Below are 4,649 nucleotides of genomic sequence, written 5' to 3'. Positions count from 1 at the left end.
CACTACTAACACCAAAGTTTTGGAATACAGAATTATAAAACAATAGTATAATTAATCCCCTGCAGTCAACACTGCAGGGGATTTTTAGTCTAAAATACAATTATTTTTTACTTAAGTGTAATCTATGATTATATATTTCTAACAAACTGCTTCCCAAATTCAACCGCTTCCTTTTCAGTCACATCTGACATATTCCAGTTAACCTTTAGGTTTTCACCAACAACTTCAAATCCTGCACTATTAAGCAAATCAGCAAGAACCTTTGGTGATTCACCGCTCCATCCATAGCAACCAAATGCTGCTGCTTTTTTATTTTTGAACTTCAATTCCTTAAGATAGTGAGCAAATCCAACAAGAGACCTTAAAACACTGTTGCTTACAGTTGGCGACCCCATTAGTATTGCTTTGGACCTAAATACTTCTGTTGCCAAATCATTGTCATCTGTTTTAGCAATATTAAATATCTTAATAGTTACTTCCTCATCTTCCATACGAATGCCTTCGGCAATTTTTTCTGCAACTTTCTTGGTACCGTCCCACATTGTATCGTAGATGATTGTTATTTGATTTTCTTGATAATCATCACACCATTCCAAATATTTACTAACTATTTGCATAGGATTGTCCCTCCAGACAACTCCATGACTAGTTGCAATAATATCAATATCCAAATTCATGCCAATGACTTCATCCAGCTTTTTCTTTAAAATCTTGCTGAAAGGAGTAAGTATATTTGCATAATACTTGATTGCTTCTTCAAATAATTTGCATTGATCTACAGTATCATTAAATATACTTTCACATGCATAGTGTTGGCCAAATGCATCATTGCTAAAAAGAATATTGTCACCAGTCATATAAGTAGCCATACTGTCAGGCCAATGAAGCATCCTCATTTCAACAAAAACCAGCGATTTACCATTGCCTATATCAAGACTGTCTCCCGTTTTCACAACATTCAGATTCCACTTTTTGTGATATTGTCCCTCTAGAGACTTTACAGCATTGGCCGTACAGTAAATTGGAGTTTCAGGAATTCTTTCCATCAATTTAACCAATGCACCGCTATGGTCTATCTCTCCATGATTTACAATTATATAATCTATATCTTCCAAATTGACTTCTGAAGCAAGGTTATCTACAAATTCTTCAGCAAATGGAAGCCATACGGTATCAATTAGAACTGTTTTTTCTTCCTGAATTAAATATGAATTATAACTAGAACCACTATTTGTTGAATATTCATCGCCATGAAATTTCCGTAATTCCCAATCAACTTTTCCGACCCAGTTAACATTGTTTTTTATTAATTTTTTCATTTTATCCTCCTAATATTGTCTCGTATTTAATTATACAATGAATTAGATGTATTTACCAAATAGAATTATAATTCAGTAAAGGAATCGTGATATGAAGTAATAAAATATCACTATATATTAATTCGTCTTTACATCCTATATATATTCTGTTATACTTTATTTGATTCAATCATATACTCATTACCGAGTCTTTTGTACCTTCGGCCTAGCCATGGACAAAGACCGACAGGGTTTATCTGGAAACGGATATGCCTCCCGTGTGGAAAGGTAACCGAGACTCAGTGTCTATGTTCTTTTTTTGGGGAGCATGGATTTTTTTATTTTAAAGGAGATTTTTATGAATACGTGTTTAATGAATGATATCAAATTAAAATTCAAGGATCTAGTAGTTAAAAATAATTTAATGAATGAAAACATTTCAATAGAAGCTAAGGTTCTTACCACTGAAGAAGCAATAGGAAATCCAATCCGCAGGGACTACCCTCTCATAAAGGGAAAAGAAAAACTTATGCAGGCAGAATTCAAAGGTTCTATTGGACAGGCTTTTACAGATAATCCAGGAAATTTCACAGGAACAATAGGTGAAATACTTGAAATGGAACTTAGTTCGAATCTGAGCAGAGCAATTTTTATTTCTTCTGTAAATGCAATTACCCACTATCTGGGAATCACAACAAATACAATACACTGCAAGGACGAAGAACCTGAATCATGTGCTGAAAAACTTGTTGAAAACATCAAGGAAAAATATGGTAATCCTAAAATCATACTTGTAGGATTTCAGCCAGCATTCCTTGAGAATCTGTCAAAAAACTTTAAAATTAGAGTGCTTGATCTTGACGATGAAAAAGTAGGAACAAAGAAGAACAATGTACTAATTGAAAATGGCGAAGATAATTTTACCGCTGCAATTGAATGGTGTGACCTCGTTGTAGCTACAGGTAGCACTGTAGTCAACAATACACTTTCAAACTTCATGAATACGGGAAAACCCACTTTTTTCTTTGGAACGACAATCTCCGGGCCTGCCAGATTGCTGGATTTGGACCGTTTTTGTGAAAACTCAAAATAAATCTAAGGAGAACAAAATGAAAATCAAAAAACTATTAATTGTAACTCTGATGCTAGCATTAATGCTGTTCACAATTGCAGGATGTTCAAACAGCGAAGCAAACAATTCAGGTGAAAATACTGATGGTGAAAGCTCTGCGGTAGAAAACACAGCTAAGATTAACTCAGAAAATAAAAATGAAACACTCATTGTATACTGCGGTGCCGGTCTTAGAAAACCCATGGATGAAATCGCTCAAATTTATGCTGAAAAATTCAATGTACAAATCGAATATTCTTATGCAGGATCAGCACAAAACCTAACCCAGTTAGAACTTATGCAAGAAGGTGACCTTTATATTCCAGGTGCATATTCATATTTCGAATCAGCACAGGAAAAAGGATTGACAGAAAATGCTCAAAATATTGTATATCATACTCCCGTTATAGCTGTACCAGCTGGAAATCCAGCAAACATCACCTGCCTTGATGACCTTACAAAGGAAGGAGTGAAGATCGTACTCGGCGACGAAAGATCCGCCGCAATAGGAAAAGTTTCACAGAAAATTCTGGATAAAAAAGGAATACTTGAAGCAGTTGAAGCTAATGTTGTTGCTAAGGATGCAACTGTAAACGAGGTTCTTGTACACATAGCAATGGAACAAGCTGATGCATGCATCATCTGGGAAGACAATGCACAGGGTGTTGAAGAAATTGAGGTAGTCCAAATAAATAAAGAAGATAATTCAATAAAAACAATTCCTGTATGCGTATTGACTTTCTCTGAAAAAAAAGAGGCTGCATCTGCTTTTGCAAATTATCTAAGCTCTGAAGAAGGCGTGAAAATATTTAAAAAACACGGATTTGAACCTATAACTGAATAAGTATTGAAAGGACATCCAAATGGAATATAAAGCAAGTCAAAGTGATAAATACAGCACTAAATTTGTATACAGGAATATAAAAAGAAGAAATATACTTTTTAAGGTAATATTGTACTTTTTCATAATAACGTTACTAACACTAATAATAGCAGCTTTATCCAATATTCTCATAAGAGGTTATGCAGGGCTTCAAGCAAGCATAACCTCACCTGAAATAATATTTTCACTCAAACTGAGTCTATTTACATCATTAATATCCACTGCACTTTGCATTCTATTTGCAGTACCTATTGCCTATGGTCTTGTAAAAGTAAAATTTCCGGGGAAAATTTTTGTAAGCACTGTTCTTAACCTTCCCCTCTCACTGCCTCCAGTAGTATCGGGAGTTGCATTACTGATGCTTTTTGGCGGAACGGGCTTTGGAAAAGCACTTGCACACTTGGGGATAAAATTTGTTTTCGATGTAAAAGGTATCATTCTTGCACAATTCTTTGTCAATATATCATATATGCTAAGAATTGTAAGGTCAACTTTCGAAGATATCAATCCAAGACTTGAATTTGTAAGCCGTACCCTTGGCTGCACTGAGATGCAAAGCTTCTTTAAGGTTACACTGCCACTTGCCAAAAATGGTCTTATCGCTGGTACTGTAATAACCTGGGCAAGAGCCATAGGAGAGTTTGGCGCAGCACTTATGCTTGTAGGAGCGACAAGAATGAAAACAGAAACACTTCCTGTTTCACTGTTTCTGAACATGTCCACTGGAGATTTGAAGCTTGCCATGGCCTCAGCTTCCATAATAATAACTGTTTCAGTAGTATCATTATTGATATTTGAAATCATCGGTCTTAAAAATAAAAAAATATCGAAAATCTGCTGATTTAGAAGGAGTTACAAATGATAGAATTAATAAATTTGAACAAGTCTTTAGGCGATTTCAGTCTTGAAAATATAAACCTTAAAATTGAAGACAATGAATTTTTTGTAATACTTGGCCCGACAGGGACAGGTAAGACAGTAATTCTTGAAACAATTGCAGGGATGTACCAACCAGATACGGGAAAAGTTCTCTTTAACGGCATGGATACTGCTGAACTTTATCCAGAACAAAGAAATATAGGATTTGTATACCAGGACTACCTACTATTTCCCCATTTGAATGTAAGAGAAAACATTATTTTTGGAATGAAATTGAGAAAAATACCAAATTCGATAATGGATGAAAAACTGGATAAAATCATTAAGATGCTGAAAATTGACCATCTTGTAAAAAGATTCCCTGCTACTTTAAGTGGAGGTGAACAGCAGCGAGTATCCCTAGCTAGAATTCTTGTTCTTTCTCCTGATATAATGCTCCTTGATGAACCTTTCAGTGCATTGGATCCAAGAACAAAAC

General features: G+C 35.0%; 5 protein-coding genes and 1 riboswitch. Of the genes, 4 read left to right on the top strand and 1 reads right to left on the bottom strand.

The window, feature by feature from the left end; all coding sequences use genetic code 11:
- Positions 1-128 precede the first annotated feature (128 nt).
- Positions 129-1,319: an anaerobic nitric oxide reductase flavorubredoxin gene (locus AC3AX0_RS07640; protein ID WP_487549711.1), complete on the bottom strand. Its 1,191-nt coding sequence runs from the start codon at positions 1,317-1,319 to the stop codon at positions 129-131.
- A gap of 169 nt (positions 1,320-1,488) precedes the next feature.
- Positions 1,489-1,605, top strand: a riboswitch (molybdenum cofactor riboswitch).
- A gap of 51 nt (positions 1,606-1,656) precedes the next feature.
- On the opposite strand from AC3AX0_RS07640, the gene AC3AX0_RS07635 reads away from it, so the two are divergent.
- The 4 genes from AC3AX0_RS07635 to AC3AX0_RS07620 form a co-directional block, all read left to right on the top strand.
- Positions 1,657-2,391: a Rossmann-like domain-containing protein gene (locus AC3AX0_RS07635; protein WP_487549710.1), complete on the top strand. Its 735-nt coding sequence runs from the start codon at positions 1,657-1,659 to the stop codon at positions 2,389-2,391.
- A 16-nt stretch (positions 2,392-2,407) separates the two neighbouring features.
- Positions 2,408-3,253 carry a molybdate ABC transporter substrate-binding protein gene (gene modA / locus AC3AX0_RS07630; protein ID WP_487549709.1) on the top strand — a complete coding sequence of 282 codons (846 nt, stop codon included), beginning with the start codon at positions 2,408-2,410 and terminating at the stop codon, positions 3,251-3,253.
- Between the two features lie 19 nt (positions 3,254-3,272).
- A complete protein-coding gene (locus AC3AX0_RS07625) occupies positions 3,273-4,133 on the top strand; it encodes an ABC transporter permease (protein ID WP_487549708.1) in 861 nt (286 codons plus the stop codon).
- 17 nt (positions 4,134-4,150) lie between these two features.
- Positions 4,151-4,649, top strand: a 499-nt coding sequence (locus AC3AX0_RS07620) for an ATP-binding cassette domain-containing protein (protein WP_487549707.1), incomplete at its 3' end; no start/stop codon positions are given.

The sequence above is a fragment of the Dethiosulfatibacter sp. genome, from assembly GCF_983023055.1.
Note: the sequence above shows the minus strand (reverse complement) of the source record. Positions and strands in the feature narration are given on the sequence as shown.

Excerpts from the sequence above, each read along its gene's own strand:
- AC3AX0_RS07640 (WP_487549711.1), bottom strand. The coding sequence starts at position 1,319 with ATGAAAAAATTAATAAAAAACAATGTTAACTGGGTCGGAAAAGTTGAT.
- AC3AX0_RS07635 (WP_487549710.1), top strand. The coding sequence starts at position 1,657 with ATGAATACGTGTTTAATGAATGATATCAAATTAAAATTCAAGGATCTA.
- modA (WP_487549709.1), top strand. The coding sequence starts at position 2,408 with ATGAAAATCAAAAAACTATTAATTGTAACTCTGATGCTAGCATTAATG.
- AC3AX0_RS07625 (WP_487549708.1), top strand. The coding sequence starts at position 3,273 with ATGGAATATAAAGCAAGTCAAAGTGATAAATACAGCACTAAATTTGTA.